The organism is Gryllotalpicola kribbensis (assembly GCF_039538245.1).
Lineage (GTDB): Bacteria > Actinomycetota > Actinomycetes > Actinomycetales > Microbacteriaceae > Gryllotalpicola > Gryllotalpicola kribbensis.
The window spans coordinates 101,633-127,669 of sequence record NZ_BAABBX010000002.1 but is presented as its reverse complement, the minus strand read 5'-3'; the positions used below and the strand labels follow the sequence as shown (position 1 = coordinate 127,669).

The following is a 26,037-nucleotide window of genomic DNA, read 5'->3' as shown; positions in this document are numbered from 1 at the left end:
GTCCGTAGTGCAGACTGTGAGCTTCCACCCCTCGAACCGGAAGTTCTTTCGTGCGCAAATCCGTCTCCCTCGTCGTCCTCGCGGCGGCCTCCGCTCTTCTGCTGACCGCCTGCGCGGGCAACGGCGATTCGAAGGCGAAGAGCGACTCGAAGCCGTCGGCCGGCGCTGCCGCTGCCGCATGCACCCTCGGCTCCGGCACCGCCTCCGACTCGATCAAGGCCACGGGCGACCAGAAGAGCGCGCCGAAGATCACCTTCGACAAGGGGCTGAAGGCGTCGAAGGAGCAGCGCTCGGTGCTCATCAAGGGCACGGGTGACAAGACCGAGGCCGGCCGCACCGTGACGATCGCGTTCTCGGCCTACAACGCGACGAGCGGCGAGCAGCTCACCAGCCCGCTCGGCTACGACGCGACCCAGGCGGCGCCGTCGCTCGAGCTCGGCGGCTCACAGCAGTTCCCGGCCTTCACCGACGCCATCGAGTGCCTGCCGGTCGGCTCTCGGGTCGCCTACGCCGCTCCCGCCGCCACGGCGTTCGGCGGCACGAGCAACCTCTCGCAGCTGAACCTCACGAAGAGCGACTCGGTCGTCTTCGTCATCGACATCAAGAGCATGCAGCCGAAGGCCCTCGCGAAGGCGAACGGCGCAGCCCAGACCCCGAAGGCCGGCTTCCCGACGGTGAAGCTCGCGAAGAGCGGCGAGCCCACCGTGACGATCCCGAAGACGCAGACCGTCGGCAAGACGACGACCGCGCTCGAGGTGCTGAAGAAGGGTACGGGCACCACGGTCAAGAGCGGCGACCAGGTCACCGTGCACTACACGGGAGTGAACTGGCGCACCGGCAAGGCATTCGACTCGAGCTGGGAGAGCGGCCAGCCGGTCACCTTCGCGACCAACCAGGTCGTCACCGGCTTCAGCAAGGCGCTGGTCGGCCAGAACGTCGGCTCTCAGGTGGTCGCGGTGATCCCGCCCGCGGAGGGCTACGGCTCGACCGGCAACTCCGACGCCGGCATCAAGGGCACCGACACGCTGGTCTTCGTTGTCGACATCCTCGCGACGTCGTCCGGGCAGTAGCGGGCGGCGGGCGGCATCCGACCCGGTAACGTGGCGGCTGTGCGTCGCGTCCTGATCCTCGGCTCCACCGGCTCCATCGGAACACAGGCGCTCGACGTCATCCGCGCGAACCGCGACCGCTTCGAGGTCGTCGGGCTCGCCGCCGGCACGGATGCCGCGGGGCTCTCGGCGCAGGCGGCCGAGTTCTCCGTCGCCCACACCGCGCTCGGCGCAGCCGAGGCCGAGGCACTGGTGCGCGAGGTCGATGCCGACGTCGTGCTCAACGGCATCACCGGCTCCGTCGGCCTGGGCCCGACGCTCGCCGCCCTCGAGAGCGGCCGCACGCTCGCGCTCGCCAACAAGGAGAGCCTGATCGTCGGCGGCGAGCTCGTCACGGGGCTCGCGCGGCCGGGCCAGATCGTGCCGGTGGACTCCGAGCACTCCGCCCTCGCGCAGGCGCTGCGCTCGGGCACCCACGACGAGGTGCGGCGGCTCATCGTGACCGCCTCCGGCGGTCCGTTCCGCGGCCGCAGCCGCGAGTCTCTCGCGGGCGTGACGCCGGCGGAGGCGCTCGCCCACCCCACCTGGGACATGGGGCTCATGGTCACGACGAACTCGGCGACGCTCGTCAACAAGGGCCTCGAGGTGATCGAGGCGCACCTGCTGTTCGACGTGCCGTTCGCGTCGATCGAGGTGACGGTGCACCCGCAGTCGGTCATCCACTCGCTCGTCGAGTTCGTCGACGGCTCGACGCTCGCTCAGGCGAGCCCGCCCGACATGCGGCTGCCCATCTCGCTCGGGCTCGATTGGCCGCACCGGGTCGCCGGGGCCGGCACGCCGATCGACTGGGCGACCTCGCATGCCTGGGCCTTCGAGCCGCTCGACGACGCGGCGTTCCCCGCCGTGGCGCTCGCGAAGCGCGTGGGGGAGGCGGGCGGCACCTACCCGGCCGTGTTCAACGCGGCGAACGAGCAGGCCGTCCACGCGTTCCACGATCGCCGCATCGGATTCCTCGACATCGTCGACACCGTGCAGCGCGTGGTCGATGCGCACGACCCGTCCGGGGCGCTCACGCGCGAGTCGCTCGCCGCTGCGGAGGAGTGGGCGCGGGCGACGGCCGATCAGCTGATCGCGCGGTAGCTCTGCGCGGTGTCGCGCAGCGACTGCTCCCAGGGCGTGGCGCGCACGCCCAGCATCCGCTCGGTCTCGCTCGCATCGAGGACGAACGGATTCCTGAACTGATAGCTCTCGTCGAGCACGCCCGCCAGCTGCGGGCTGAACAGCGCCATGGTGCGCAGCGCGAGCAGCGGAATCGGAGCGACCCTGCCGCTCGTTCCGAACCACGCGTTCAGGGTCGCCGCGATCTTGAGCTGCGAGTGCGGCTCGCCGCTCGGGACGTGCCAGACGCGGCCCCACTCGCCCGGGTAGTCGGCCGCGGCGACGAGCGTCGCCGCGATGTCGTCGAGGTACGACCAGCTGTGCGGCAGCGACGGGTTGCCGACCACCCGGGCGACGCGCGACTCGAGCACCGGCACGAAGAAGCGCTCGCCGAGCAGTGCGGTCGCGCCCGCCCCCGGCCCGAAGTAGTCCGAGGCGCGCACCTCGACGGCGCGCACCTCGCCGGCGTCGTGTGCGGCCTTCACGGCCTCCCACCCGGCCTTGCGGATCAGGCCCTTCCGGCTCGTCGTGCGCTCAGCCGAGTGCTCGGTCATCGGCCCCTGCGGCAGGCCGTATGGGTAGAGGTTGCCCATCACGACGAGCCCGGCGCCGGCGCTGCGCGCGGCCGCGATGGCGGCGCGGAAGATCGGCGGCCACACCCGGGCCCACTCCTCGGCGCTGTAGATCGCGGGGTTGGCGCACAGGAAGATCCTGTTGGCGTGGTCGCACACGGCGGCGAGAGCCGTGGCGTCCGAGGCATCCGCGGCCACCGCGCGGGCGCCCGGCAGCTCGGTGCCGCGCCGCGTGATCAGCGTGACGCGGTCGCCGCGATCGACGAGCAGCCGCGCGACGCGGCGGCCGATGAGGCCCGCGCCCACCACGACGTGAGACGAGCCGGACATGCGAGGAGGCTAGCCCGCGCTTGCGCGACGAGCCAGCCTCCTTGCGGATTCCGGTGCGGCGTGCTCCGCGTCAGCCGGCGGGCGACGGCGTCGGGGACGACGTCGAGCCGCCCGTCGCCGACCAGCCCGGCACCGTCTTCTCGATGAAGCTTGCGAAGGCGGCGGTGTCGGCGAGGCCCTGGCCGGTGGTCGGCGCGGTGTAGACCTGCTTGTTCACGATGATCGTCGGGGTCGAGAAGCCCTGCGACGGCACGGTGTAGTTCGAGTTGGGGATCTTGGTTCCCGGCGGAGTGGTGCGGTCGGTCGCGGCCTTCACCCAGCCCTTGAACTTCTCGCTGTGCACGCAGTCGGTGATCTGGGAGCTGCTCGCGCCGCCCTTCTTCAGCCACGACAGGATCTGCGCGTCGGTGGCGCCGCCGGTGTTCTCCTGCGGCTGGTTGTCGTAGAGCGACTTGTTGACGGCGAAGAAGTCAGACGGGTCGTAGTTCGCGACGCACGCGAGCGCGTTGGCGGCGCGGCTCGCGTAGCGGTTCGTGCCCGAGCTGCGGTCGAGGAACGAGATCGGCTTGATCTCGAGGGTCGCCGTGCCGGCATCCAGCCACTTCGAGATCTGGGCATCGTTGGCCTCTTCGAACTGCTGGCAGTAGGGGCACTGCAGGTCTTGGTAGACGGTGATGTGGGCTTTGCCGTCGTCGGCCTGCTTGGTCGGCGTGGGCTTGCCGCCGTTGGGAATCGCCGGCGTCGCCACGTACTGGGTGGTGCTTGTGAGCACGAATCCGTCGCTGATCATGTTCTTCGGCCCGGCGTTCGAGGCGGGCCGTGCCACGTTCACGATCACGACGACGGCGATCGCGATGACGGCGACGATCGCGAGGCCGATGCCGCCCTGCAGCAGGAACTTGTTGCGGCGCGCCTTGCGCTTGGCCTCTTCCCGCATGATGCGGGCCTTCTCACGTGCGGCGTTCTGGCGCTGGGCCTTCGTCTGGCGATCGGGATTCGTCACGAGACGAAAGCCTATGTGAGCGAGGGATGCCTGCCCCACTCGCCCGCGTCACACATAGCCGTCTTGCGGCAGCTTCAAAGGCGGTGCGGATACATTCGGCGGGTGGAATCCGTGCTCCTGTTCCTCTTCGGGATCGTCGTCATCCTCGTCGGCATCGGCGTCTCGATCGGCCTGCACGAGCTGGGGCATCTGACGGCCGCCAAGATCTTCGGCGTCAAGGTGACGCAGTACATGATCGGCTTCGGCAACACGATCTGGAGCCGCAAGAAGGGTGAGACCGAATACGGCGTGAAGTCGCTGCCGATCGGCGGCTACATCGCCATGATCGGCATGTTCCCGCCGGGGCCCGACGGCGAGCAACCGCGCCGCGGTCGCCTTGCGCAGTTCATCGACAGCGCGCGGCAGTCGAGCGCAGAGACGGTCCCGCAGGGCGAAGAGCATCGCGCCTTCTATGCGGCGGCGCCCTGGAAGCGGATCATCATCATGTTCGCCGGCCCCTTCGCGAACCTCGTGATCGCCGTGATCGTGATCGGCATCATCACGGTCGGCGTCGGGATCCCGTCGAGCATCCCCGTCGTCGACTCAGTCGCGCAGTGCCTGAAGCCCGCCACCAGCACATCGACCACCTGCACGGATGCCGACCCGGTCGCGCCCGCTGCGCAGGCCGGCCTCAAGGCGGGTGACCGCATCGTGAGCGTCGACGGGCACCCGGTGGGGAACGACTTCCAGAAGGCATCCGACCTCATCGGCGACGCGGCCGGCCGCAAGATCGCGCTCGTCGTCGACCGCGGCGGCCGCGACGTGACCCTCTCGGTGACCCCGGTGCTCTCGAGCAAGACCGTCGCCGATGCCCAGGGCAACGAGAAGGTCGTCCAGGCCGGCGTGGTCGGGTTCTCGTTCGCGCAGGGGAACGTGCGGCAGCCGATCTCGGCCGTGCCGAGCCTCGTCGGGAAGCAGCTCTCGCAGACGACGGGGGTGTTCCTGAACCTTCCGAACCGCATGGTGCAGGTCTGGAACGCCGCGTTCGGCACGCAGGCACGCGACGCCAACGGCCCCGTCGGGCTCATCGGCGTCGGCCGTCTCGCCGGCGATGTGGCCAGCAACACGGCGACGCCGCTCGTCGATCGGCTCGAGTGGCTGCTGTCGATCATCGCGGCGCTCAACATCTCGCTCTTCGTGTTCAACCTCGTACCGCTGCTGCCGCTCGACGGCGGCCACATCCTCGGTGCGCTGTGGGAGCAGGGCAAGCGGTGGTTCTTCGCGGTGTTCCGCCGTGGTCGCACGCCCAGGCACGTCGACATGGCTCGGCTGCTGCCCCTCACCTTCGGCGTCGTGACGGTGCTGATCGCGATGGAGCTGCTGCTCGCCTACGCCGACCTCGTGAAGCCGATCTCGGCGGGGTAGCCGGAACGCCCCTGCCGGTTGCCAGGGGAATCCCCAGTGGCAAGTGCAACGCGCTACCTAGACTGGCAATCGTGGCAGCAATCAATCTGGGCATGCCTTCGGCGCCCGACGTTCTGGCCCCTCGTCGCAAGTCCCGCCAGATCAAGGTGGGCAAGGTGCTGGTCGGCGGTGACGCCCCTGTCAGCGTGCAGTCCATGACGACGACGCCGACGACCAACATCAACGCGACGCTTCAGCAGATCGCCGAGCTCACGGCGGCGGGCTGCGACATCGTGCGCGTCGCCGTGCCGAGCCGCGATGACGCCGAGGCGCTGCCGATCATCGCGAAGAAGAGCCAGATCCCGGTGATCGCCGACATCCACTTCCAGCCGAACTACGTCTACGCCGCGATCGACGCAGGCTGCGCCGCGGTGCGCGTGAACCCCGGCAACATCCGCAAGTTCGACGACCAGGTCGGCGAGATCGCGCGCCGTGCGAAGGCCGCGGGCGTGTCGCTGCGCATCGGCGTCAACGCCGGCTCGCTCGAGCCGAGCCTCTTGCAGAAGTACGGCAAGCCGACGCCCGAAGCGCTCGTCGAGTCCGCCGTGTGGGAGGCGTCGCTCTTCGAGGAGCACGACTTCCACGACTTCAAGATCTCGGTCAAGCACAACGACCCCGTCGTCATGGTCAAGGCCTACCGCCTGCTCGCCGAGCGCGGCGACTGGCCGCTGCACCTCGGCGTCACCGAGGCGGGCCCGGCGTTCCAGGGCACCATCAAGTCGGCGACCGCCTTCGGCATCCTGCTCTCAGAGGGCATCGGCGACACGATCCGCGTCTCGCTGTCGGCCCCGCCGGTCGAAGAGGTCAAGGTCGGCCTGCAGATCCTGCGCTCGCTCAACCTGCGCGAGCGCAAGCTCGAGATCGTCTCGTGCCCGTCGTGCGGCCGTGCCCAGGTCGACGTGTACTCGCTCGCGAACAACGTCACGGAAGGCCTGAAGGACGTCACCGTGCCGCTGCGTGTCGCGGTCATGGGCTGCGTCGTGAACGGGCCGGGCGAGGCGCGCGAGGCCGACCTCGGCGTGGCGTCCGGCAACGGCAAGGGCCAGATCTTCGTCAAGGGCGAGGTCGTCAAGACCGTGCCTGAGGCCGAGATCGTCCAGACCCTGATCGCCGAGGCCCAGCGCATCGCCGACGAGATGGGCGTCGACGCTCCGGTGGGGGCGCCCTCGGTCACCGTCGGGCACTGAGCTCGGCGCGGGCCGGTGGGGCCCGGCCCGGCCGGGGCGCTCCCTTGTGCTCCCTTGCGGTCGCTTTCCCGCGGCGACATTAGGTGCGGGAAAGCCCTTCTCGAGAAGCCCGCGGCGACATTTGGTGCGGAAATGGTGCGGGATTTCGACACCCAATGTCGCCGGGCGGGCGACGGGCAGTCGCGATTCCGCACCTAGTGTCGCCGGGCGGGGGACGGGCAGTCGGGATTCCGCGCCTAGTGTCGCCGGGCGTCTAGCCCGAGATCAGCCGGCCGGCCGCCTCAAGCGGCTCGAAGGTCAGCGTGCCCGTCGCGATCTCGGCGGCAGCGAGCCGCACGCGCACGACCTCGCCCGGCTCGCCCACGACACCCTCGACGGATGCGTCGACCGCCGGCTCTGCCAGCTGGATCCGCGTCCTCGTGTGGTTCTGCGTGAGCACGACGGCATCGAACGCGTCGCCGATGCGGGCCGAGAGCACGGCCGCCTCGACGCGGTCGAGAGCTGAGGCATCCAATCGACCCGCCACCGATGACGTCGAGGCCATGATGTGCGGCAGCTCGCCGAGCGAGTCGCGCGCCCAGTCGGGCACCGGATTCCCCGCCGAGAGCGCCTCGCACACGACGAGCCCCCAGCGGTCGACGAGCCGGCGCAGCGGCGCGGTCACATGCGCGTACGGCGCGGCGAGGGCGGCCTGCACGGGCTGCGCGGGCGGCGCCCCGTCGAACGCCTCGTAGCCCGCGCCGCGGAACAGCGACGCCGCGGCCTGCAGCACCGCCAGCGCCCGCGGCTGCGTGCGGTCGAGCGTGCGCAGATACTCCCCGTACTCGGTGCCCTCTGCCCACGGCAGGTCGAGCAATTCGGTCTGTGCGCGGAACGCGGCGACCGCTGCCTCGTCGGCCGGCGGCATGGTGCGCAGAATGCCGACGCCCCCGTCGAGCATGATCCGCGCGGCGGCCATGCCCGTCAGCAACGAGAGCTGCGCGTTCCAGTCCTCGACAGGCAGCGGCACCCGCCGTTCGACGCCGTAGCCGGCCGGCGTCAGCACGATCTCCTGGTCGGGGGTGTTCAGTGAGGCGCCGCCGCGCGCCGCCTCCTGTGCGATGAGCGCCTTCCCGACCGCGGGCAGGGGCGCGAGCGCCGGGGGAGCGGTGCCGTCGTCGAGCGCCCGCTGCGCCTCCTCATACGACCACTGCCGCCGCGACTTCACGAGCGCCCGCGTCAGCGAGGTGCTGGTCACAGCGCCGTCACCCGCCAGCTCGAAGCGCCACACGAACGCGCGCCGCACCTGGCCGGGCAGCAGCGACCCGGCGCTCTCCGAGATCTCGGTCGGGTGCAGCGGAATCCGCCCGTCCGGGGCGTACAGCGTCTGCCCGCGACGCCGCGTCGCATCGTCGAGCGCACCGCCCGGCGTGACGAAGAACGGCACATCGGCGATGGCGTAGTGCACCTCGAATCCGGCATCGGTCACCGCGAGATGCATCGCCTGGTCGAGATCGGTCGACCCGGCGGGGTCGATGGTGAGGAAGTCGAGGCGGGTCAGGTCGGGCAGTTCGCCGAGTGGGGCGCGGGATGCCTGCTCTGCTTCCGCGAGCGCCGCGGGTGGGAACTCGACGGGCACCTTGAGCTCGGCGCGCAGCGCAGCCAGCGCGTCGGCCAGCTCGCTCTGCGCCGCCGATGCCGAGAGTCGAGAGCTGCGTCGCGCCATGCCCCCGAGGCTAGTCGGCACGCGGCCTGCTGATCACGGTTCGACCGCGAGCGGCTGAACGGCTGTGCGGAGCTGTCAAGGCGCGCAGAGCGATATGGAAAACTTGGATCGTGCCCACTCGCCTTTCCAACTACTTCCTGCGCACCCTGCGCGAAGACCCCTCCGACGCCGAGGTCGTGAGCCACAAGCTGCTCGTGCGGGCCGGCTACATCCGGCGCACGTCCGCCGGCGTCTTCTCGTGGCTGCCGCTCGGGCTCAGGGTGAAGGCGAAGATCGAGCGGATCATCCGCGAGGAGATGGAGGCGGCGGGCGCACACGAGGTGCACTTCCCGGCGCTCGTTCCCCGCGAGCCGTACGACGCCACTGGCCGGTGGGACGAGTACGGCGACCTGCTCTTCCGCCTGCAGGACCGCAAGGGCGGCGACTACCTGCTCGCGCCCACGCACGAGGAGATGTTCACCCTGCTCGTGAAGGACCTGTACTCGTCGTACAAGGACCTGCCCCTCACGATCTTCCAGATCCAGGACAAGTACCGCGACGAGGCACGCCCCCGCGCGGGCCTGCTGCGCGGCCGCGAGTTCACGATGAAGGACGCGTACTCGTTCGATTACACGGATGCCGGGCTCGACGCCTCCTACGAGAAGCAGCGTGCCGCCTACGAGCGCATCTTCCAGCGTCTCGGCCTGAGCTATGTCATCGTGCAGGCGGATGCCGGCGCGATGGGCGGCTCGCGCAGCGAGGAGTTCCTGCACCCGACCCCCGTCGGCGAGGACACCTTCGTACAGTCGGCCGGCGGCTACGCGGCCAATGTCGAGGCGTTCACCACCGTCGCGCCGCCGACGCGCAGCTATGAGAAGTTGACGCCGCAGGAGATCGTCGACACGCCCAACACGCCGACGATCGACTCGCTCGTCGCGATCGCCAACGCGAACCACCCTCGGCCTGACGGCCGCCCCTGGACCGCCGCGGACACGCTCAAGAACGTGGTGCTCGCGCTCACGCACCTCGACGGCAGCCGCGAGCTCGTGGTGGTCGGCATCCCCGGCAACCGTGAGCTCGACGTCAAGCGTGCCGAGGTCGCCTTCGCACCCGCCGAGGTCGAGCCGGCCACCGAGGCCGACTTCGCGAAGAACCCCGGCCTCGTGAAGGGCTACATCGGGCCGTGGTCGCCCGAGGGCCCCGTGCTCGGCGAGAAGTCGAGCACCGGCATCCGCTATCTCATCGACCCTCGAGTCGTGGACGGCTCCGGCTGGCTCACCGGCGCGAACGTCGAGGGCAAGCATGTCCTGGGCCTTGTGGCGGGCCGCGACTTCGCGGCGGACGGCACGATCGAGGCGGCGGAGGTGCTTCCGGGTGATGAGGCACCCGACGGCTCGGGCCCCGTGACGCTCGAGCGCGGCATGGAGATCGGCCACGTCTTCCAGCTCGGCCGCAAGTACGCCGAGGTTCTCGGCCTCAAGGTGCTCGACGAGAACGGCAAGCTCGTCACGGTCACCATGGGCTCGTACGGCATCGGCGTCACCCGCATCCTCGCGATCATCGCCGAAGAGAACAACGACGAGAAGGGCCTCATCTGGCCGGCATCCGTCGCCCCCTTCGACGTGCACGTGGTCGCCACCGGCAAGGACGAGGCCGTCTACGGCATCGCCGAAGACGTCATCGCGCAGCTCGAGTCCGCGGGTCTCGACGTGCTCTACGACGACCGCCCGAAGGTGTCGCCCGGCGTGAAGTTCGGCGACGCCGAGCTGATCGGCGTGCCGCGCGTGCTCGTCGTCGGCCGTAACGCCGCCGAGGGCCAGGTCGAGCTCTGGAACCGCGCCACGGGCGAGCGCGAGACGGTCGCGATCGCCGACGCGGTGGCGGCCCTGACCGCGGCATAACAGCCGACTCGCACGGGTTGCACGCACTGTGAAGAACATCGGATTCCTGAGCTTCGGCCACTGGACGCCTTCGCCTCATTCGCAGACCCGCTCGGCATCCGACGCCCTGCTGCAGTCGATCGACCTCGCGGTCGCCGCCGAGGAGCTCGGCGCCGACGGCGCCTACTTCCGCGTGCACCACTTCGCGCGGCAGCTGGCGTCGCCGTTCCCGCTGCTCGCGGCGATCGGAGCACGCACGTCGACGATCGAGATCGGCACGGCGGTCATCGACATGCGCTACGAGAACCCGCTCTACATGGCTGAGGATGCCGGCGCGGCCGACCTCATCGCGGGTGGGCGCCTGCAGCTCGGCGTCTCGCGCGGTTCGCCCGAGCAGGTCGTCGACGGCTTCCGCTACTTCGGCTACGACCCGGGCGACGACCCGAGCGGTGCCGACATGGCCCGCAGCCGCGCCGAGGTGTTCCTGAAGGTGATCGAGGGCGAGGGCTTCGCGCAGCCGAGCCCGCGCCCCATGTTCCCGAACCCGCCGGGGCTGCTGCCGCTCGAGCCGTACTCCGCAGGGCTCCGCGAGCGGATCTGGTGGGGTGCCGGCTCGAACGCGACGGCGCAGTGGGCGGCCCAGCACGGCATGAACCTGCAGAGCTCGACGCTCAAGAACGACGAGGACGGACGGCCGTTCCACCAGCAGCAGGCAGAGCAGATCCGCCTGTACCGCGAGGCATGGAAAGAGGAGGGCTGGGAGCGCGAGCCGCGCGTGTCGGTCAGCCGCAGCATCTTCGCGCTGATGAACGACATGGACCGCGCCTACTTCGGCCAGGGGCGCGACGAGCACGACCAGATCGGCATGATCGACGAGTCGACCCGCGCGATCTTCGGCCGCAGCTACGCCGCAGAGCCCGACAAGCTTGTCGAGCAGCTCGCCGAGGACGAGGCGATCGCCGCGGCGGACACTCTGCTGCTCACCGTGCCGAACCAGCTCGGCGTCGAGTACAACGCGCACGTCATCGAGTCGATCCTGACGCACGTCGCGCCGGCGCTCGGCTGGCGCTGACCGGCTAGACCGCGCGATCGCCGGCGTGGCGGCCGAATCTCGCCCCATAGCGCTCGGTGAGCTGCACCATGAGGTCGGGGGTTTCGCGGTCGAGCCCGAAGACGTACTCGGGGAAGTCGAGCTCGCGCTGGCGCGCCTCGATCGCCTCGTGGTCGTCGGGCGAGGCGATGAGTGGGGGAGCGCCGACCGCCACCCAGCCGATCGGCACCGTGGTGCCCGGCGGCAGCGTGGTGCGCAGATGGACGATCGCGTCGATGCGCACCTCGCTGCCGCGGCCGATCACGGCGCCGTTGAAGACACGGCAGCCCGTGGCGAGGAAGACCTCGGCCTCGATCGTCGCGCCTGCGACATACGCGTGAGGTCCGACGAGGCAGTGATCGCCGATCGTGACCGCGTTGCCCGAGACGCCGCGGATCACCGCGTTCTCCATCACGATGGTGCTCGCACCGACCCGCACGGGGCCGCCCTCCGCCGTGATCACCGCGCCGTGCAGCACCTGCACGCCCGCACCGATCTCGACGTCCCCGCTGATGACGGCGCTCGGCGCGATCACCGCCGAGGCGTGTACGCGCGGCGCCACCCCCTGATGTTCGTAGAGCATGCCTCACGCTAGCGCCGCCACCCGTGCCCGCGGGTGCGAAAAGTACGCTCGCAAGTCCGCGAACGTGCTTTCCGCACCGCCCGAGCACGCGAATCGTTGTCCACAGCACGGCGGGGCGGCGAGGTGTGCACAGTGCATAATCGGGCCGCGCGCGCAAGCGCCGTTGCCTCGCGGATGCTGGCCGACATGACCACCGGCACACCTCGAAAACCCATCGCCCCCGGCTTCCAAGGTGCGGCGCTCTCCACGGCCGACGCCCGACGGGCCGGCCTCACCCGTGCCCAGCTGCGTCAAGCCGTCGTGGCCCACCCGTTCCACGGCGTGAACGTCGTCGAGGGTGGTGGCGTTGACGCCGTGCGGTCGCGTCTGACAGCGACGCAGCGCTCCTGCAGCGACTACAGCGCGCGGATGCTTCCCGGTCAGTTCTTCGCCGGGGGCACGGCCGCGCTCGTGTGGCGGGCGCCGTTGCCCCGCGGCTGGGATGAGAGGCCGTTGGTGGTCGGGGTCTTCTCCCCGCGAACGCCGCCCCGGACCCGCGGCGTGATCGGCATGCGCGTCGGCGAAGGGCGAGTCCGCGTGCGGACTGCCTTCGGCTTCGCCCTGGTCTCCCCACCCGATGCCTGGTGCCAGCTGGCTTCCGAACTGAGCCGCGAAGATCTGGTCGCGGTCGGCGACTACTTCGTGTTCGGCGATGTCGCCGACGGCAGGCATCGCTCGCCTCTGGCAACAGTCGCGGACCTGCGGGAGGCGGTCGAGCGGCACGCACACGCGAGCGGCGCGGGGGAGCTCCGCTGGGCGCTTCCCCGCGTGCGTACCGGGGTCGACTCGCGCCCGGAGTCTCTCCTGCGCCTGCTCCTCGTCGGCGCCGGGCTGCCCGAGCCGCTGGTGAACGATCCCACGCCGGTCGCCGGCGGCATCGTGCTCCGCCCCGACCTCAAGCTCTCTGAGTGGCGGGTCGTCTTCGAGTACGAGGGTGAGGACCACTGGCGCGATCGCAGGCAGTGGGCCCGCGATCAGCGGCGTCGCGAGTTGCTCGAGGGGGCCGGCTGGAAGGTCGTCCGCGTCTTCTCCGCGGACCTCTTCGGCGACGCGCCTGCGTTCCTGGCGCGCGTCATGGCGATGCTCGCGAGGCGGCGCTGAACCGCAGGGCGGCATGCGGCGGTGCGAAAAGCATGCTCAGTGGCGAACGAACGTGCGTTCTGCGCCGCTGCTGCGCGCACGGATGCCTGGCCCGGGGCATCCGCCTCGTCTAGAGTGGTTGTTTAGCCTGCGCGAGAGCGCGGGCACTTGCGTGCGCTGAACTGAATACCGGAAAGTCAATACAGAGGAGGCCGGCACATGGACATCGACCTCAGCGTCCTGCGTTTGATGGAGCGCGAGAAGGAGATCCCCTTCGACGAGCTCGTCCACATCATCGAGCAGGCGATCCTGACCGCCTACCTGAAGCACACGGGGCAGGCCGAGCAGCACCACCACGCCCCCGCAGGAGCGCCCGGCGCGCAAGGTGCGGCGGGCCACACCGCGGCCCCGCACGCGGACGCCCCGGCCAAGCAGCCGGCGGCGCGGGTGCACCTCGACCGCAAGACCGGCCACGTCTCCGTCTACGTGCCCGAGTACGACGACGAGGGCAACGTCATCGGCGAGGCCGAAGACAGCCCGAGCGACTTCGGCCGCATCGCGGCCTTCGCGGCGAAGCAGGTCATCAACCAGCGGCTGCGCGACATCCAGGACGAGTCGGTGCTGGGGGAGTTCAAGGGCCGCGAGGGCGACATCGTCGCCGGCGTCATCCAGCAGGGCCCGAACCCGCGCATGGTGCACGTCGACCTCGGCACCATCGAGGCGATCCTGCCGCCTGAGGAGCAGGTGCCCGGCGAGGAATACGCCCACGGCTCCCGCATCCGCGTCTACGTGACGTCCGTCGCCAAGGGCCTCAAGGGCCCCCAGATCACCGTGAGCCGCACGCACCCGGCGCTCGTGCGCAAGCTCTTCGCGCTCGAAGTGCCCGAGATTGCGGGCGGCCTCGTCGAAATCGTCTCGCTCGCGCGTGAGGCGGGCCACCGCACCAAGATCGCGGTGCGAGCAGTCGAGCCCGGCATCAACGCCAAGGGCGCCTGCATCGGCGAGATGGGCTCCCGCGTGCGCGCCGTCACCGCAGAGCTCAACAACGAGAAGATCGACATCGTCGACTACTCGCCTGACCTCGCGGCCTTCGTGGCGTCTGCTCTCAGCCCGGCGAAGGTGACGAAGGCGTACGTCGTCGACGAGAACCTCAAGGCGGTCCGCGCCCTCGTGCCCGACTACCAGCTCTCGCTCGCCATCGGCAAGGAGGGCCAGAACGCGCGTCTGGCCGCCAAGCTCACGGGCGCGAAGATCGACATCCAGCCGGATTCCGCTCAGTAGGGCAGGCCGAGGAATACCCTCCTCGGCAAATCCCGTTAAGAGAGGGGTCTAGAATGGAACCCGTCAGAACGTGCATCGGGTGCCGTTCTCGCGCTCCGAGATCCTCTCTTCTGAGGGTCGTCGCCCAAGATTCCGTCGTCGTGGTGGATGAGTCCGCCGTGATGCCGGGCCGGGGGGCGTGGATTCACCCGAGTGCGGAATGCATGAAGAAGGCGCTCCAGCGCAAGGCTTTCGGGCGTGCGCTTCGAGTGCAGGGCGTCCTTGACACCGTCGAGATCACCCACCAGCTAGAGAACAGGCTGAACGGCTAATGGACAACTAATGAGCGGCTCGAAATGAGACCCGTCCACAACTAGCGCCTGCCCTGAACCGAGGGGCGGGCCTCGGAACAGGAGAAATGTGGCTGCCAAACCACGCGTGAGTGAGATCGCCAAGGACCTCGGAATCGAGAGCAAGGCTGCGGTCGAAATCCTCAACGGCGAGCTGAAGGAGTTCGTCAAGACTCCCTCGTCAACCATCGAACCGCCTGCAGTGCGCAAGCTGCGGGCCTACGTCAGCGACCACCCCGAGCTGGTCACGTCGGCCGATGCCGGTGCCAAGGCACCCGCGACCGCTGCCAAGCCGGGTCCCGCCAAGCCGGCCGCCCCGCGCCCGGCTCCCGCCCCGGCCCCGAAGGCCGAGGCCCCCAAGGCCGAGACGCCCGCGCCCGCCGCGCAGCCCGAGGTCGAGCGCCCCGCGGCCGCGCAGGCGGATGCCCCGCGTGGCGGCTCCGCACCGACGCCTGGCCCGGCGAAGCCGGCCGCCCCGCGCCCGCAGGGCACGCCGCGCCCGGGCAACAACCCGTTCGCGTCGCAGCAGGGCATGGGCCAGCGCCCGGCCGGCACGCCGCGCCCGGGCAACAACCCCTTCGCATCCCAGCAGGGCATGGGCCAGCGCCCGTCGCCCGGCAACATCCCGCGCCCGCAGGCTCCGCGCCCCGGCGCGCCCCGCCCCGGTGCTCCGCGCCCCGGCGCCCCGCGTCCCGGTCAGGGCTTCCAGCGCCAGGGTGCAGGTCAGGGCCGCCCCGGCGGTCCCGGTCGTCCGGGCGGTGCAGGCGGCTTCCAGCGCCCCGGCGGCGCCGGTGGTGCCGGTGGCTTCCAGCGCCCCGGTGGTGGCTTCGGCGGCCCGCGCCCGGGTGGTGGCGGTGGCCGCGGCCGCGGCCCCGGCGGCGGCACCGCGGGTGCCTTCGGTCGCGGTGGCGGCAAGAGCCGCGCCCGCAAGTCGAAGCGGACGAAGCGCCAAGAGTTCGAGATGCGGGAGGCTCCGTCGCTTGGCGGCGTGAGTGTTCCCCGCGGCGACGGCTCGACGGTCATCCGCCTGCGCCGTGGCTCCTCCATCTCCGACTTCGCGGACAAGATCGACGCGAGCCCGGGCAACCTGGTGACCGTGCTGTTCCACCTCGGTGAGATGGCGACGGCGACCGAGTCGCTCGACGAGGCCACGTTCGAGGTGCTCGGCGCCGAGCTGGGCTACAAGATCCAGATCGTCTCGCCGGAGGACGAGGACAAGGAGCTCCTCGAGGGCTTCGACATCGACCTCGACCAGGAGCGCGAGGACGAGTCCGACGAGGACCTGCTTCCCCGCCCGCCGGTGGTCACCGTCGTCGGCCACGTCGACCACGGTAAGACGCGCCTCCTCGACGCGATCCGTCAGACGAACGTCATCGCAGGCGAGGCCGGCGGCATCACGCAGCACATCGGTGCCTACCAGGTGTGGACCGAGCACGAGGGCGCCGAGCGCGCCATCACCTTCATCGACACCCCTGGGCACGAGGCGTTCACCGCCATGCGTGCTCGCGGTGCGCAGGTCAGCGACGTCGCGATCCTCGTGGTCGCGGCCGACGACGGCATCATGCCGCAGACGGTCGAGGCGCTGAACCACATGCAGGCCGCCGACGTGCCGATCGTGGTCGCCGTCAACAAGATCGACAAGCCCGATGCCAACCCGGCGAAGGTGCGCCAGCAGCTCACCGAGTTCGGCCTCGTCGCCGAGGAGTACGGCGGCGACACGATGTTCGTCGACGTCTCGGCGCGCGAGGGCATCGGTCTCACCGAGCTGCTCGACGCCGTGCTGCTCACGGCCGATGCCGGGCTCGACCTGCGTGCGAACCCCGACAAGGACGCGCGCGGTGTCGCGATCGAAGCCAAGCTCGACAAGGGCCGCGGCGCCGTGGCGACCGTTCTGATCCAGTCCGGCACGCTGCGCGTCGGCGATTCGATCGTGGCGGGCACGGCCTACGGCCGCGTCCGCGCGATGCTCGACGAGAACGGCGAGAGCGTCGAAGAGGCGCTTCCGAGCCGCCCTGTCCAGGTGCAGGGTCTCTCGTCGGTGCCGCGCGCCGGTGACACGTTCATCGTGACCGAGGACGACCGCACGGCCCGCCAGATCGCCGAGAAGCGCGAAGCGGCCGAGCGCAACGCCCAGCTGGCGAAGGCGCGCAAGCGCATCAGCCTCGAGGACTTCACCCGCGCTCTCGAAGAGGGCAAGGTCGAGTCGCTCAACCTCATCATCAAGGGTGACGTCTCGGGTGCCGTCGAGGCCCTCGAGGAGTCGCTGCTCAAGATCGAGGTCGACGACAGCGTCCAGCTGCGCATCCTGCACCGCGGCGTCGGTGCGATCACCGAGTCCGACGTGGACCTCGCGACGATCGACAACGCGATCATCGTGGGCTTCAACGTCCGCCCCGATGTCAAGGCCCGCGAGCGCGCCGCGCGCGAGGGTGTCGACATCCGCTTCTACTCGGTCATCTACAACGCGATCGACGACATCGAGCAGTCCCTCAAGGGCATGCTCAAGCCCGAGTTCGAAGAGGTGCAGTCGGGTCTCGCCGAGATCCGCGAGGTGTTCCGCTCTTCCAAGTGGGGCAACATCGCGGGTGTCTACGTCCGCAGCGGCACGATCACGCGCAACGCCAAGGCGCGCGTCATCCGCGACGGCGTGGTGCTGGCCGACGGCCTCGCCATCGAGTCGCTGCGCCGCTTCAAGGACGACGTCACCGAGGTGCGCACCGACTTCGAAGCCGGTATCGGCCTCGGCAAGTTCAACGACATCCAGGTCGGCGACGAGATCGAGACCATCGAGATGCGCGAGAAGCCTCGCGTCTAGTGAGTTGCAGCGCGGGGGTCGGTTCCGGCCCCCGCGCTTTCCTCACCCAGGAAAGGGGAACGGCTCATGGCTGATCCGGAACGCGCCAGGAAGCTGGCCGACCGCATCAAGGTGGTCATCGCGAAGCGCCTCGAGAAGGGGCTGCGCGACCCGCGCCTCGGCTTCGTGACGATAACCGACGTGCGTGTGACGGGCGACCTGCAGCACGCGAGCGTCTTCTACACGGTGTACGGCTCCGAGCAGGAGCGCGCCGACTCGGCGAAGGCGCTCAAAGCCGCCACCGGCATGCTGCGCACCGAGGTGGGGCGCAACATCAGCGTTCGGCTGACGCCGACGCTCGAGTTCATCGCCGACGCGATCCCCGAGAACGCCGCGCACATCGACGAGCTGCTGCGCTCCGCCGCGGCGCGCGATTCCGAGGTGGCGGCGCTCGCGCAGGGTGCGCAGTACGCCGGCGACGAGGACCCGTATGTGAAGCCGCGTGACGACGAGGACGAGGGCGAATAGCCGAAAGGGATGCCTCGGCCGAGGCATCCGCTCGTGATTCTTGTCGGCGCGCGAGACGGCAGACGACAGACGAGAGGCCCCGGGAGCGATCCTCCCGGGGCCTCTCTCTGCCCGGCGTCCAGAACCGCCGGGAGTGTGTCGGCAGCGCGCTACTCGGCTGCCTTCGCCGCCTTTGACAGGGCGGCGACGTAGTCCTTCAGGCCCCACGAGAGGGAGAGCGCCGTGGGCGGCGAGACCGCCGAGACGAAGGCGGGGCCCGTCACCTGGGCGACGGCGCCCTTCTTCACCTGCTCCATCCCCGAGCCGTAGCTCGAGGTGAGGAACGCCTGCTGCTCGGCGTCGGTCGAGGCGAAGGAGAGCAGCACGTCGCTCTTTAGCTGGTCGACCTTCTCGGTGCTCAGCGCGTAGTAGAAGGTCTGATCGCCGTTGGCGAGCTCGTCGACGCTCGGTGCCGAGGTGAACCCGAGGTCCAGCGCGAACTGCACGCGGGAATCCGCCTTCTTGTACACGTCGAACTCCGAGGCGCTGCCCCACACCGCGGCGATGGTCTTGCCCGTGAACTCGGGGTGCGCGGCTGCCTGCTTCGCGATCTGCGCGTCGATGCCTGCGAGCACCTTCTTCGCCTTCGCGGGCTCGAAGAGCGCCTTGCCGGTGATCGAGATGACGTCCTTCCACGGCGTCGCCCACGCGGTCTTCGGGTAGGCGACCGTCGGCGCGATCGCCTTCAGCAGCTGGTCCTGCTTGGCCGTGAGACCCGAGTACGGCGCGAGGATCAGGTCGGGCTTTGCGGCCGCGATCGCCTCATAGGGCGGGTCGTCGGTCGTGTTCGGCAGCACGGTGGGCATCGTGAGGTCGTGCTTCTCGACGTAGTCGTTGATCCACGGCAGCACGCCCTTCTTGTCACCGGCGTATTCCTGGAACGGCATGGCCACCGGGTCGACGCCGATGGCGAGCGCCGCCTCGGTGGAGCCCCAGCCGAGCGTCACGACACGCTTCGGCTTCGATGAGATCACGGTGTCGCCGAACGCGTCGTGGATCGTGACGGATGTCGCGGCCGTGCTCTTCGGCTTCGAGTCGCTTCCGCCGCCGGAGGCGCCGCAGCCGGTGAGGGCGAGCGCGCTGGCGACGACGGCGGCGGCCGCGCCGAGCAGGCGCAGGCGTCGTGTGGTCATCTGGGGTCCTTTCGTTGTGGGGAGGGAGTGCGTCGTGCCGTGGGCACCACGAGCGGCGAACCGGTCTCGGGGTCGGCGATGACGCGGGCGGAGAGCCCGAAGGCGGTCGCGAGCACGCTCTCGGTGATCACCTCGGCGGGCGAGCCGGTGGCGAGCACACGGCCCTCGGCCACGACCACGAGCTCGTCGGCGTAGCGCGCCGCCAGGTTGAGGTCGTGCAGCACCATGACGACCGTCGTGCCGAGATGGTCGTTCAACTCGCACAGGAGGTCGAGCACCTCGAGCTGGTGGGCGATGTCGAGGAAGGTGGTCGGCTCGTCGAGCAGCAGCACGTCGGGGTTCTGGGCGAGTGCGAGGGCGATCCAGACGCGCTGACGCTGGCCGCCGGAGAGCTCGCCGACCCGCCGCGGGGCGAGCTCGAGGGTGTCGGTGAGGCGCAATGCCTCTGCCACGACGTTCTCGTCTTCGGCGCTGCGGCCGCCGAAGACGCCCTGGTGCGGGTGGCGGCCGCGCATGACGAGCTCGGCGACGGTGACGCCCTCGGGGGCGATGGGCTCCTGCGGCAGGATGCCGAGCATGCGCGCCAGCTGGCGCCCGGGGATGCCGCGGATGTCGGCGCCGTCGAGCGTGACGCTGCCCGCGCGGGGCGCCAGCAGGCGGGCGAGCCCCCGCAGCACGGTCGACTTGCCGCTTCCGTTCGCGCCGATGATCGCGGTGATGCGCCCGGGCGTGAGCTCGAGGTCGAGGTCGGGCACGATCGTGCGCCCCTCGTAGCCGAGCTGCAGCCCGTGGGCCGCGAGCGTGCGCGGGGTCGCGGGGGAGAGGGCGTCGCTCATGCGATCGCACCGTCCTTCCTCGTGAGCAGCCAGAGCAGGTAGGGCGCGCCGACGACGCCCGTGACGAGGCCGACGGGCGCTTGGAAGTCCCCGAGCCGCGCCGCGACGAAGTCGGCCGCGGTGACGAGAGCCGCTCCCGTGAGGGCGGATGCCACGGGCTGCAGGCCGCCCGCGCCGACCAGGCGGCGCGCGATCGGGGCGCTCACGAATGCCACGAACGCGACAGGGCCGGCGACCGCCGTGGCGACGGCGGCCAGCGCGACGCCGACCGCCGTCGCGAGCACCGTCGTGCCGAGGGGGTGCGCGCCGAGCCCGTGCGCGGCGTCGGAGCCGAGGGCGAGAACGCGCAGAGGCACGGACAGCCAGAGCGCGACGGGCACGAGCACGACGAGAGCGATCGCCAGCAGCCCCGTCTCGCCCCAGCTGGGGTCGCTGACGCTGCCGACCGTCCACGCGAGCGCCTGCTGGGCCGCCCGCACGTCCGCCCGGGTGATCAGATAGGACAGGCCGCCGCTTGCGAGGAAGGCCACCGCGATGCCGATGAGCACGAAGCGCTGCCCCGCGAAGCCCTCGCGCCACGACAGCAGCCCGATGACGGCGGCGACCACGGCGCCGCCGATCAGAGCGGCGAGCGGAACGCCCGCGCCGCTCGCGTGGAAGACGAGCATGGCGGTGACGGCCGCGAGGCTCGCTCCGCCGGAGACTCCCAGGATGTCGGGGCTCGCGAGCGGGTTGCGCAGAGTGGTCTGGAAGAGCGCCCCCGCGAGGCCGAGGGCGATGCCGACCAGGGCGCCCGTGGTCCAGCGCGGCAGACGCAGCGTCAGCACCGCGAGGTTCTCGAGCGGGTCGCCGTGCCCGGCCAGCACGGCGGGCAGGCGCGCGGGCGAGACCGGAATCGTGCCGAGCGTCAGGCTCAGCACGGCGATGAGCGCGACGACGCCGGCGAGGGCCGCGACGGTGACGAGGCGCCGGCGGCGACCGACGGCGAGGGCGGTGTGCACGGTTCGGGCGGGTGCGGCCCAGGCATCCGTCACCCCTGACTGCGCGCTCACGCGCTCATCACCGCGCCTCGGCGGCGGATCAGCGCGATCATGACCGGCGCGCCGACGATCGCGATGACCACGCCCGCCTCGAGCTCACCGGGCGGCGCGATGAAGCGGCCGATGAGGTCGGATGCCACGAGCAGGCCGGCGCCGATGACGCCGGAGAGGCCGATGAGCCAACGGTGATCGTGGCCGGCCACGGGCCGCGCCGCGTGGGCGGCGACCAGGCCGACGAACACGACCGGGCCGGCGATGGAGGTCGCGGCGCCCGCGAGCAGCACCACCGCGACGGCGCAGATCGCGCGTGCGAGAGGGATGTTGAGGCCGAGACCGCGCGCGGCGTCGTCGCCGAGGGCGAGCACGTCCAGCATCCGCCCGCCGATGATCGCGAGCAGGGCGCCGGCCGCGGCGAACGGGGCGACGACGCCGACGTCGTGCAGCGAGCGGCCCGCGACCGAGCCGACCTGCCAGAAGCGGAACTGCTGGAAGACGTCCTGATGAGAGAGCAGCACGAGCGTGACGATCGAGGTCAGGGTGGCGGTCAGCGCGGCGCCCGCAAGCGCGAGCTTCACGGGGGTCGCGCCGCCCTGCCCGAGCACCCCGATCGCGTAGACCACGGCGGCGGCCACCGCGGCGCCGCCGAATGCGAACCACACGTAGCCGGAGGCGCTGCCCACGCCGAACACCCCGATCGCCGTGACGACGGCGAGCGAGGCGCCGGCGTTGACACCCAGCAGTCCGGGGTCGGCGAGCGGGTTGCGGGTGACGCCCTGCATCACGGCGCCGGCGAGCCCGAGCGATGCACCCGCGACGAGCGCCACCGCCGTGCGCGGCAGGCGCAGGCCGATCACGATGCGGTCGGCCTGGTCGCCGTCGAAGGGGTGCGCGAGAGCGTGCACCAGCTGGGCGGGTGAGAGCGCTTGAGCGCCGAGCGCGAGGCTCAACAGGGTGAGCAGGGCGAGCGCGACGAAGCAGACCACGAGCGTCGTGGCCGCGCGGGGGGAGGACATGTCAGGACAGCTCCGCTCGGCCCTGGCGCCAATAGCCCATGAAGGCGACGCGGCTGCGGTCGACGCCCAGCTCTTTGACGAGGAAGCGGCGCAGGCTCACGACGCACTGGGTCTCGCCGGCGATCCAGGCGTAGAAGCCGGTCTCGTCGCGGGCGTCGGGCGCATCCCACACGAGGCCCGCCTCGACGTCGGACTCATCGAGCACGGATGCCTGCGGCTGGGCGGCCGGCGTCAGCAGGTGGCGTCGCGCCAGCGCCCACTCGCGCACGGCCGCGGCCAGGCGCTCGCCGCGGGGGCCGTCGTGGCGGGGCAGCCAGGTGACGGTGTGGTCAGAGCAGGCGAGCGCGACGTCGAGCGCGTCGGCGCTCTCGGGGATCTCGAGGAACGCGGTCGCCCGCACCCCCGGCGTCAGCGACTCGAGGATCGAGCACACGGCCGGAACGGCCGTCTCGTCGCCGGCGAGCAGCAGCTCGTCACGGCTGCCCGGGTGCCAGTCGAGCCCGCTGCGCCAGCCCTTCGATGCGTCGTCGGGCCCGACGATGACGATCTCGTCGCCCGCTCGCGCCGACCGCACCCAACGGCTCGCCGGGCCGCCGTCGCCGTGGACCGCGAAGTCGACATCGAGCTCGCGCTCCTGCGGCCGCACCGAGCGCACGGTGTAGGTGCGGAACGGATTGCGCAGCTCGGCGGGGGCGGCCCGCCACAGCTCGTACCAGCTGCCGTTCGCGATCGCGTCGGGGGCGCAGATGCCCAGGTGGTCGTAGCCGGAAGGGGCGCCGTCGCCCTCGAGCGGCAGCACGAGCTTGATGCGCTGATCGAGCCCGGCCGTGCCGAAGCCGGCGAGCTCGTCGCCCGCGAAGGTCACCCGCAGGAACGACGGCGACAGGCGCGCGACCGAGCGCACCGTCGCCCGGAACGGGCGGTAGGCGGGGCGGTCGTCGCGGACCCGGTGGGGTCGTGCTCGGTCGGCGCTGTCGGCGGGTAAGGTAAGCATTACCTAAATAGCTAACGCGAAGGCATCCGTTCGCGCAAGTCGAAATGGGGATGTACCCGGCGGGCGGTCAGATGAATCGCACGCCGCGCTGCAGGCGGCTGCGCACCTCGAAGAGGTCGAGGCCGACGGCGCGGGGCACCCCGGGAACGCCTGAGCGCAGCAGGTGGCCGAGCACGGAGCGCTGCACTGCCAGCAGGGCGACGCCCCGATGGCGGCCGATCTCGGCGATCGGCTGCTCGAGCGCATCGTCGGGCAGCACGATGATGGCGCCGGCGAACTTCACCCCGAGGCCGCGACCGAGGTGGCGTGCGCGGTCGGCGAGGTCGTGGGCCGGTCGGCCGTCGAGCTGCACCCCCGGCTCGGCCGGCACGAGCTCGCCGCGCCGCACCGCGACGCGGCCGCCGTAGTCCTCGGACTGCAGCGCGAACAGCCCCGTCGGGCCGAGGACGAGGTGGTCGATCTTGCCGCCGTCGTGCGCGAACACGTCGTGCCACACGGTGTAGCCGATGCCGAGCTCGGCCGTGGCGCGCGCCGTCGCCTCCTCTGCGAGGGCGTCGGCCAGCGTGTGCCGGATCTCGTAGGGCGCCGATCGGACGAGCGTGGGGTCGTAGGGGTCGTCGAGCTCGGGGCCGCGCCCGGCCCACTCGCGCATCATGGCCAGGAACCGCTCGCGACGCCAGCCGCCCGGGTGCCCGTAGGAGCGCGCCCGCGGCCGGGTGTCGCGGCGAGCTCCCTCGGTGCGCGAGCTCGCCCACACGCGCTCATCGTCGTCGCCCGTCGGCTCGGCGCCGGCGCCTGCGCCGTTGAACGGGGACCGGTGCCGATTGAACGCTGCCCGCGCCTCGGGGGTGCCGATGCGCTCCCAGGCCTCTTGAACGGCGCGGAACTCGGCCGCCGAGCCGCCCGTGTCGGGGTGCGTCTCACGCAGGCGCTTTCGGTAGGCCCGCTTCAGCTCGTCGTCACTCGCGCGCGCGTCGACGCCGAGCACCTCGTACGGCGAGGCGGAGAGCGGGGATTCGGGCACCGACTCAGAGTAGCCGCGCTGTCACAGAAGGAGCTTCATGCCGTGTGAGGGATGCCTCCACAGCACCCCTCGTGACCGGGGGGGCGCTACGGCAGCACATAGCCGCCGCCGTCGGCGTCTCGCACGGCGAGCCCGTCGGCGAGCAGTCCCGCGAGCGCGCGGGCGAGCTGCACCGCATCGGGCCAGAGGCCGCTGAGCTCGGCATCCGTCACGGGCACGTGGGCCGCGCGCAGCTCGCGCATGATCAGCCCGCGCACGTGCCGGTCGCTGCCCTCGTACTTCTTCTGCACGGCGCGCCGCGGCCCCTCGTACGCCGGGTAGCCGGCGAGCCGCCATGCGCACGAGGATGCGAGCGGGCAGTCAGCGCACCGGGGCGCGCGAGCCGTGCAGACGATCGCACCGAGCTCCATCGCGCCCGCATTGAAGGTGCGCGCCTCGGTGTCGCCCGGCGGCAGCACGGCCGCCATCGCCGCGAGGTCCCGCGTCGCCGAGGGCGGGCCGGGCTCGGCCTGCCCGTCGACCGCCCGCGCGAGCACCCGGCGCACGTTCGTGTCGACGACCGGCACCCGCACTCCGTAGGCGAAGGCGGCGACGGCGCGGGCGGTGTACGGCCCGATTCCCGGCAGGGCCAGCAGCTCGTCGACCTCGGCCGGCACCTCGCCGCCGTGCTGCTCGGTGATCGCGACCGCGCAGGCATGCAGCCAGAGCGCTCGCCGCGGGTAGCCGAGCCGGTTCCACGCGCGCACCGCCTCACCGGCCGGAACCGCCGCGAGGGCCGCCGGCGCGGGCCAGCGCTCGAGCCACGCCTGCCACTGGGGCAGCACGCGCGCCACGGGCGTCTGCTGCAGCATGAACTCGGAGACGAGGATGCCCCAGGCGGAGCATCCCGGCTCACGCCACGGCAGCTCGCGGGCGTTCGACCGGAACCAGTCGTTGACGGCCTCGCTCAGCATCGGGGTCATCGTCTCGGGCACCGTTCGAGACTACGTCGGCCGCGGCGGGCCGAGTGCCGCCCGCCTCGGCGGCGTACGCTCGAAACATGCAGTTGGTGTCCACTCCGCGCGTCGAGTTCCTGCGCGGTCTGCGTGACGAGATCCTGAACAACTATCCGCGGGGGCGGCGCATCATCGGTGTCGACGGGTTCCCGGGAACGGGCTCCCACGAGGTCGCCGACGATCTCGCTGCGGTCTTCGACGACGGCGGCATGCCCGCCTTCCGCGCGTCGATGGGCGACTTCCTCAAGCCGCGGGCCGCGCGCGGCAGGGGCGACGAGGCCTACGACGAGACGACGTTCCGCCGCGTGCTGCTCGACCCTTGGCGGCTCGCCGGCAGCACCGGCTTCCAGACGGCCGCATTCGACGCGGCGCGCGACGTGCCGGCGCTCTCCGAATGGAAGACCGCCCCGGCCGACGCCGTGCTGATCGTCGACGGCGCCTACCTGCTCGGTTCGCTGAAGGGCATCTGGCACTTCCTGATCTATGTGGATGCCCAGCAGGCACAGGCCGATGAGGCGTACCTCGCGGCCGAGACGCCGTTCTTCTTGGCATCCGCCGTCATCGACACCTCGACGCCCGAGCTGCCGAAGCGCGTGCTCAGCGACTCCTGCTGAGCCGCGACAGCCTGATCCGCGCGCGCATGCGTGACCACGCTCTGCGCAGCCGACGCCGGAAGAGCCACGCGAGGGCGAGGCAGAGGATGACGAGCGGAAGCAGCTCGGGCGCGAGTGCGAACGCCCCGAAGACGACGTCGAGCGCCTCGAACCCGACCAGTGAGCCGGCGGCGACCCACGTCCAGCCGCTGAACAGAATGAGACGTCGAGTGATGCGCTGGAATGCGCGCACAGGCATGGCGGAGCTCCTTGCGACGAGATCTATCGGATGCCTCTCGTCGACTGCGCGCGGCAGGAATGGGCTCGGTGACCGCGCCTG

General features: G+C 71.1%; 24 protein-coding genes. 12 read left to right on the top strand and 12 right to left on the bottom strand.

Annotated features, from left to right (window positions below):
* Window positions 1-50: 50 nt before the first annotated feature.
* Window positions 51-1,070 carry an FKBP-type peptidyl-prolyl cis-trans isomerase gene (locus tag ABD716_RS01855; protein WP_344773196.1) on the top strand — a complete coding sequence of 340 codons (1,020 nt, stop codon included), beginning with the start codon at window positions 51-53 and terminating at the stop codon, window positions 1,068-1,070.
* A 39-nt stretch (window positions 1,071-1,109) separates the two neighbouring features.
* On the top strand, window positions 1,110-2,189 hold the full coding sequence (locus ABD716_RS01850; protein ID WP_344773194.1) for a 1-deoxy-D-xylulose-5-phosphate reductoisomerase: 1,080 nt from the start codon (window positions 1,110-1,112) through the stop codon (window positions 2,187-2,189).
* On the opposite strand, the gene ABD716_RS01845 is transcribed toward ABD716_RS01850, so the two are convergent.
* Together ABD716_RS01845 and ABD716_RS01840 are read right to left on the bottom strand one after the other, a co-directional pair.
* Window positions 2,171-3,109 carry an NAD-dependent epimerase/dehydratase family protein gene (locus ABD716_RS01845; protein WP_344773192.1) on the bottom strand — a complete coding sequence of 313 codons (939 nt, stop codon included), beginning with the start codon at window positions 3,107-3,109 and terminating at the stop codon, window positions 2,171-2,173. The genes ABD716_RS01850 and ABD716_RS01845 overlap by 19 nt on opposite strands.
* 70 nt (window positions 3,110-3,179) lie before the next feature.
* Complete coding sequence (locus ABD716_RS01840; RefSeq protein ID WP_344773190.1) at window positions 3,180-4,112, bottom strand: DsbA family protein; 933 nt, start codon at window positions 4,110-4,112, stop codon at window positions 3,180-3,182.
* Between the two features lie 102 nt (window positions 4,113-4,214).
* Between ABD716_RS01840 and ABD716_RS01835 the strand changes: the two genes are divergently transcribed.
* Together ABD716_RS01835 and ispG are read left to right on the top strand one after the other, a co-directional pair.
* Window positions 4,215-5,516, top strand: a complete 1,302-nt coding sequence (locus tag ABD716_RS01835; protein ID WP_344773188.1) for a M50 family metallopeptidase — start codon at window positions 4,215-4,217, stop codon at window positions 5,514-5,516.
* A 92-nt stretch (window positions 5,517-5,608) separates the two neighbouring features.
* Window positions 5,609-6,742, top strand: a complete 1,134-nt coding sequence (gene ispG, locus ABD716_RS01830; RefSeq protein WP_344773311.1) for a flavodoxin-dependent (E)-4-hydroxy-3-methylbut-2-enyl-diphosphate synthase — start codon at window positions 5,609-5,611, stop codon at window positions 6,740-6,742.
* A gap of 253 nt (window positions 6,743-6,995) precedes the next feature.
* Here ispG and ABD716_RS01825 read toward each other — a convergent pair whose 3' ends face one another.
* Entirely contained in the window at window positions 6,996-8,447 is a 1,452-nt protein-coding gene (locus tag ABD716_RS01825; RefSeq protein WP_344773186.1) for an RNB domain-containing ribonuclease, read from the bottom strand.
* A 110-nt stretch (window positions 8,448-8,557) separates the two neighbouring features.
* Here ABD716_RS01825 and ABD716_RS01820 point away from each other — a divergent pair, with 110 nt between their 5' ends.
* Complete coding sequence (locus ABD716_RS01820) at window positions 8,558-10,327, top strand: proline--tRNA ligase (protein ID WP_344773184.1); 1,770 nt, start codon at window positions 8,558-8,560, stop codon at window positions 10,325-10,327.
* A gap of 28 nt (window positions 10,328-10,355) precedes the next feature.
* Entirely contained in the window at window positions 10,356-11,378 is a 1,023-nt protein-coding gene (locus tag ABD716_RS01815) for an LLM class flavin-dependent oxidoreductase (RefSeq protein WP_344773182.1), read from the top strand.
* Window positions 11,379-11,382: 4 nt separating this feature from the next.
* Here ABD716_RS01815 and ABD716_RS01810 read toward each other — a convergent pair whose 3' ends face one another.
* Window positions 11,383-11,979, bottom strand: coding sequence for a gamma carbonic anhydrase family protein (locus tag ABD716_RS01810; RefSeq protein WP_344773180.1), 597 nt, complete (start codon window positions 11,977-11,979; stop codon window positions 11,383-11,385).
* Window positions 11,980-12,165: 186 nt separating this feature from the next.
* Here ABD716_RS01810 and ABD716_RS01805 point away from each other — a divergent pair, with 186 nt between their 5' ends.
* The 5 genes from ABD716_RS01805 (at window position 12,166) to rbfA (ending at window position 18,030) form a co-directional block, all read left to right on the top strand.
* The gene (locus ABD716_RS01805) at window positions 12,166-13,119 is read left to right on the top strand and encodes an endonuclease domain-containing protein (RefSeq protein WP_344773178.1); all 954 of its coding nucleotides are present in this window, start codon (window positions 12,166-12,168) and stop codon (window positions 13,117-13,119) included.
* A 198-nt stretch (window positions 13,120-13,317) separates the two neighbouring features.
* Window positions 13,318-14,379, top strand: coding sequence for a transcription termination factor NusA (gene nusA, locus ABD716_RS01800; protein ID WP_344773176.1), 1,062 nt, complete (start codon window positions 13,318-13,320; stop codon window positions 14,377-14,379).
* Between the two features lie 53 nt (window positions 14,380-14,432).
* Window positions 14,433-14,690, top strand: coding sequence for a YlxR family protein (locus ABD716_RS01795; RefSeq protein WP_344773174.1), 258 nt, complete (start codon window positions 14,433-14,435; stop codon window positions 14,688-14,690).
* Between the two features lie 106 nt (window positions 14,691-14,796).
* Window positions 14,797-17,523 (top strand): translation initiation factor IF-2, encoded by a 2,727-nt coding sequence (infB, locus tag ABD716_RS01790; protein WP_344773172.1) that lies wholly within the window; start codon window positions 14,797-14,799, stop codon window positions 17,521-17,523.
* Between the two features lie 66 nt (window positions 17,524-17,589).
* Window positions 17,590-18,030: a 30S ribosome-binding factor RbfA gene (gene rbfA / locus ABD716_RS01785; protein ID WP_344773170.1), complete on the top strand. Its 441-nt coding sequence runs from the start codon at window positions 17,590-17,592 to the stop codon at window positions 18,028-18,030.
* Between the two features lie 149 nt (window positions 18,031-18,179).
* On the opposite strand, the gene ABD716_RS01780 is transcribed toward rbfA, so the two are convergent.
* From ABD716_RS01780 to ABD716_RS01750, 7 genes are all read right to left on the bottom strand, one after another.
* On the bottom strand, window positions 18,180-19,202 hold the full coding sequence (locus tag ABD716_RS01780) for an iron-siderophore ABC transporter substrate-binding protein (RefSeq protein ID WP_344773168.1): 1,023 nt from the start codon (window positions 19,200-19,202) through the stop codon (window positions 18,180-18,182).
* A complete protein-coding gene (locus ABD716_RS01775) occupies window positions 19,199-20,038 on the bottom strand; it encodes an ABC transporter ATP-binding protein (protein ID WP_344773166.1) in 840 nt (279 codons plus the stop codon). The genes ABD716_RS01780 and ABD716_RS01775 overlap by 4 nt, the downstream gene beginning before the upstream one ends.
* The gene (locus ABD716_RS01770; protein WP_344773164.1) at window positions 20,035-21,090 is read right to left on the bottom strand and encodes a FecCD family ABC transporter permease; all 1,056 of its coding nucleotides are present in this window, start codon (window positions 21,088-21,090) and stop codon (window positions 20,035-20,037) included. The genes ABD716_RS01775 and ABD716_RS01770 overlap by 4 nt, the downstream gene beginning before the upstream one ends.
* Entirely contained in the window at window positions 21,087-22,091 is a 1,005-nt protein-coding gene (locus ABD716_RS01765; protein ID WP_344773162.1) for a FecCD family ABC transporter permease, read from the bottom strand. Before ABD716_RS01765 ends, ABD716_RS01770 begins: the two co-directional genes overlap by 4 nt.
* A 1-nt stretch (window position 22,092) precedes the next feature.
* The gene (locus ABD716_RS01760; protein ID WP_344773160.1) at window positions 22,093-23,085 is read right to left on the bottom strand and encodes a siderophore-interacting protein; all 993 of its coding nucleotides are present in this window, start codon (window positions 23,083-23,085) and stop codon (window positions 22,093-22,095) included.
* A gap of 67 nt (window positions 23,086-23,152) precedes the next feature.
* Window positions 23,153-24,109 carry a J domain-containing protein gene (locus ABD716_RS01755; RefSeq protein WP_344773158.1) on the bottom strand — a complete coding sequence of 319 codons (957 nt, stop codon included), beginning with the start codon at window positions 24,107-24,109 and terminating at the stop codon, window positions 23,153-23,155.
* A gap of 86 nt (window positions 24,110-24,195) precedes the next feature.
* Window positions 24,196-25,071 (bottom strand): HhH-GPD family protein, encoded by an 876-nt coding sequence (locus tag ABD716_RS01750; protein WP_344773309.1) that lies wholly within the window; start codon window positions 25,069-25,071, stop codon window positions 24,196-24,198.
* A 77-nt stretch (window positions 25,072-25,148) separates the two neighbouring features.
* Here ABD716_RS01750 and ABD716_RS01745 point away from each other — a divergent pair, with 77 nt between their 5' ends.
* The gene (locus ABD716_RS01745) at window positions 25,149-25,718 is read left to right on the top strand and encodes a nucleoside/nucleotide kinase family protein (RefSeq protein ID WP_344773156.1); all 570 of its coding nucleotides are present in this window, start codon (window positions 25,149-25,151) and stop codon (window positions 25,716-25,718) included.
* Here the strand turns inward: ABD716_RS01745 and ABD716_RS01740 are convergent.
* Window positions 25,702-25,956, bottom strand: a complete 255-nt coding sequence (locus ABD716_RS01740) for a hypothetical protein (protein ID WP_344773154.1) — start codon at window positions 25,954-25,956, stop codon at window positions 25,702-25,704. The genes ABD716_RS01745 and ABD716_RS01740 overlap by 17 nt on opposite strands.
* Window positions 25,957-26,037: the final 81 nt, after the last annotated feature.

Bases quoted from the DNA above. Each gene is read 5' to 3' on its own strand.
- ABD716_RS01845 (WP_344773192.1), bottom strand. From the start codon at position 3,109: ATGTCCGGCTCGTCTCACGTCGTGGTGGGCGCGGGCCTCATCGGCCGC.
- ispG (WP_344773311.1), top strand. From the start codon at position 5,609: ATGCCTTCGGCGCCCGACGTTCTGGCCCCTCGTCGCAAGTCCCGCCAG.
- ABD716_RS01825 (WP_344773186.1), bottom strand. From the start codon at position 8,447: ATGGCGCGACGCAGCTCTCGACTCTCGGCATCGGCGGCGCAGAGCGAG.
- ABD716_RS01810 (WP_344773180.1), bottom strand. From the start codon at position 11,979: ATGCTCTACGAACATCAGGGGGTGGCGCCGCGCGTACACGCCTCGGCG.
- ABD716_RS01805 (WP_344773178.1), top strand. From the start codon at position 12,166: ATGACCACCGGCACACCTCGAAAACCCATCGCCCCCGGCTTCCAAGGT.
- nusA (WP_344773176.1), top strand. From the start codon at position 13,318: ATGGACATCGACCTCAGCGTCCTGCGTTTGATGGAGCGCGAGAAGGAG.
- ABD716_RS01795 (WP_344773174.1), top strand. From the start codon at position 14,433: ATGGAACCCGTCAGAACGTGCATCGGGTGCCGTTCTCGCGCTCCGAGA.
- rbfA (WP_344773170.1), top strand. From the start codon at position 17,590: ATGGCTGATCCGGAACGCGCCAGGAAGCTGGCCGACCGCATCAAGGTG.
- ABD716_RS01780 (WP_344773168.1), bottom strand. From the start codon at position 19,202: ATGACCACACGACGCCTGCGCCTGCTCGGCGCGGCCGCCGCCGTCGTC.
- ABD716_RS01775 (WP_344773166.1), bottom strand. From the start codon at position 20,038: ATGAGCGACGCCCTCTCCCCCGCGACCCCGCGCACGCTCGCGGCCCAC.
- ABD716_RS01765 (WP_344773162.1), bottom strand. From the start codon at position 22,091: ATGTCCTCCCCCCGCGCGGCCACGACGCTCGTGGTCTGCTTCGTCGCG.
- ABD716_RS01760 (WP_344773160.1), bottom strand. From the start codon at position 23,085: ATGCTTACCTTACCCGCCGACAGCGCCGACCGAGCACGACCCCACCGG.
- ABD716_RS01750 (WP_344773309.1), bottom strand. From the start codon at position 25,071: ATGACCCCGATGCTGAGCGAGGCCGTCAACGACTGGTTCCGGTCGAAC.
- ABD716_RS01745 (WP_344773156.1), top strand. From the start codon at position 25,149: ATGCAGTTGGTGTCCACTCCGCGCGTCGAGTTCCTGCGCGGTCTGCGT.
- ABD716_RS01740 (WP_344773154.1), bottom strand. From the start codon at position 25,956: ATGCCTGTGCGCGCATTCCAGCGCATCACTCGACGTCTCATTCTGTTC.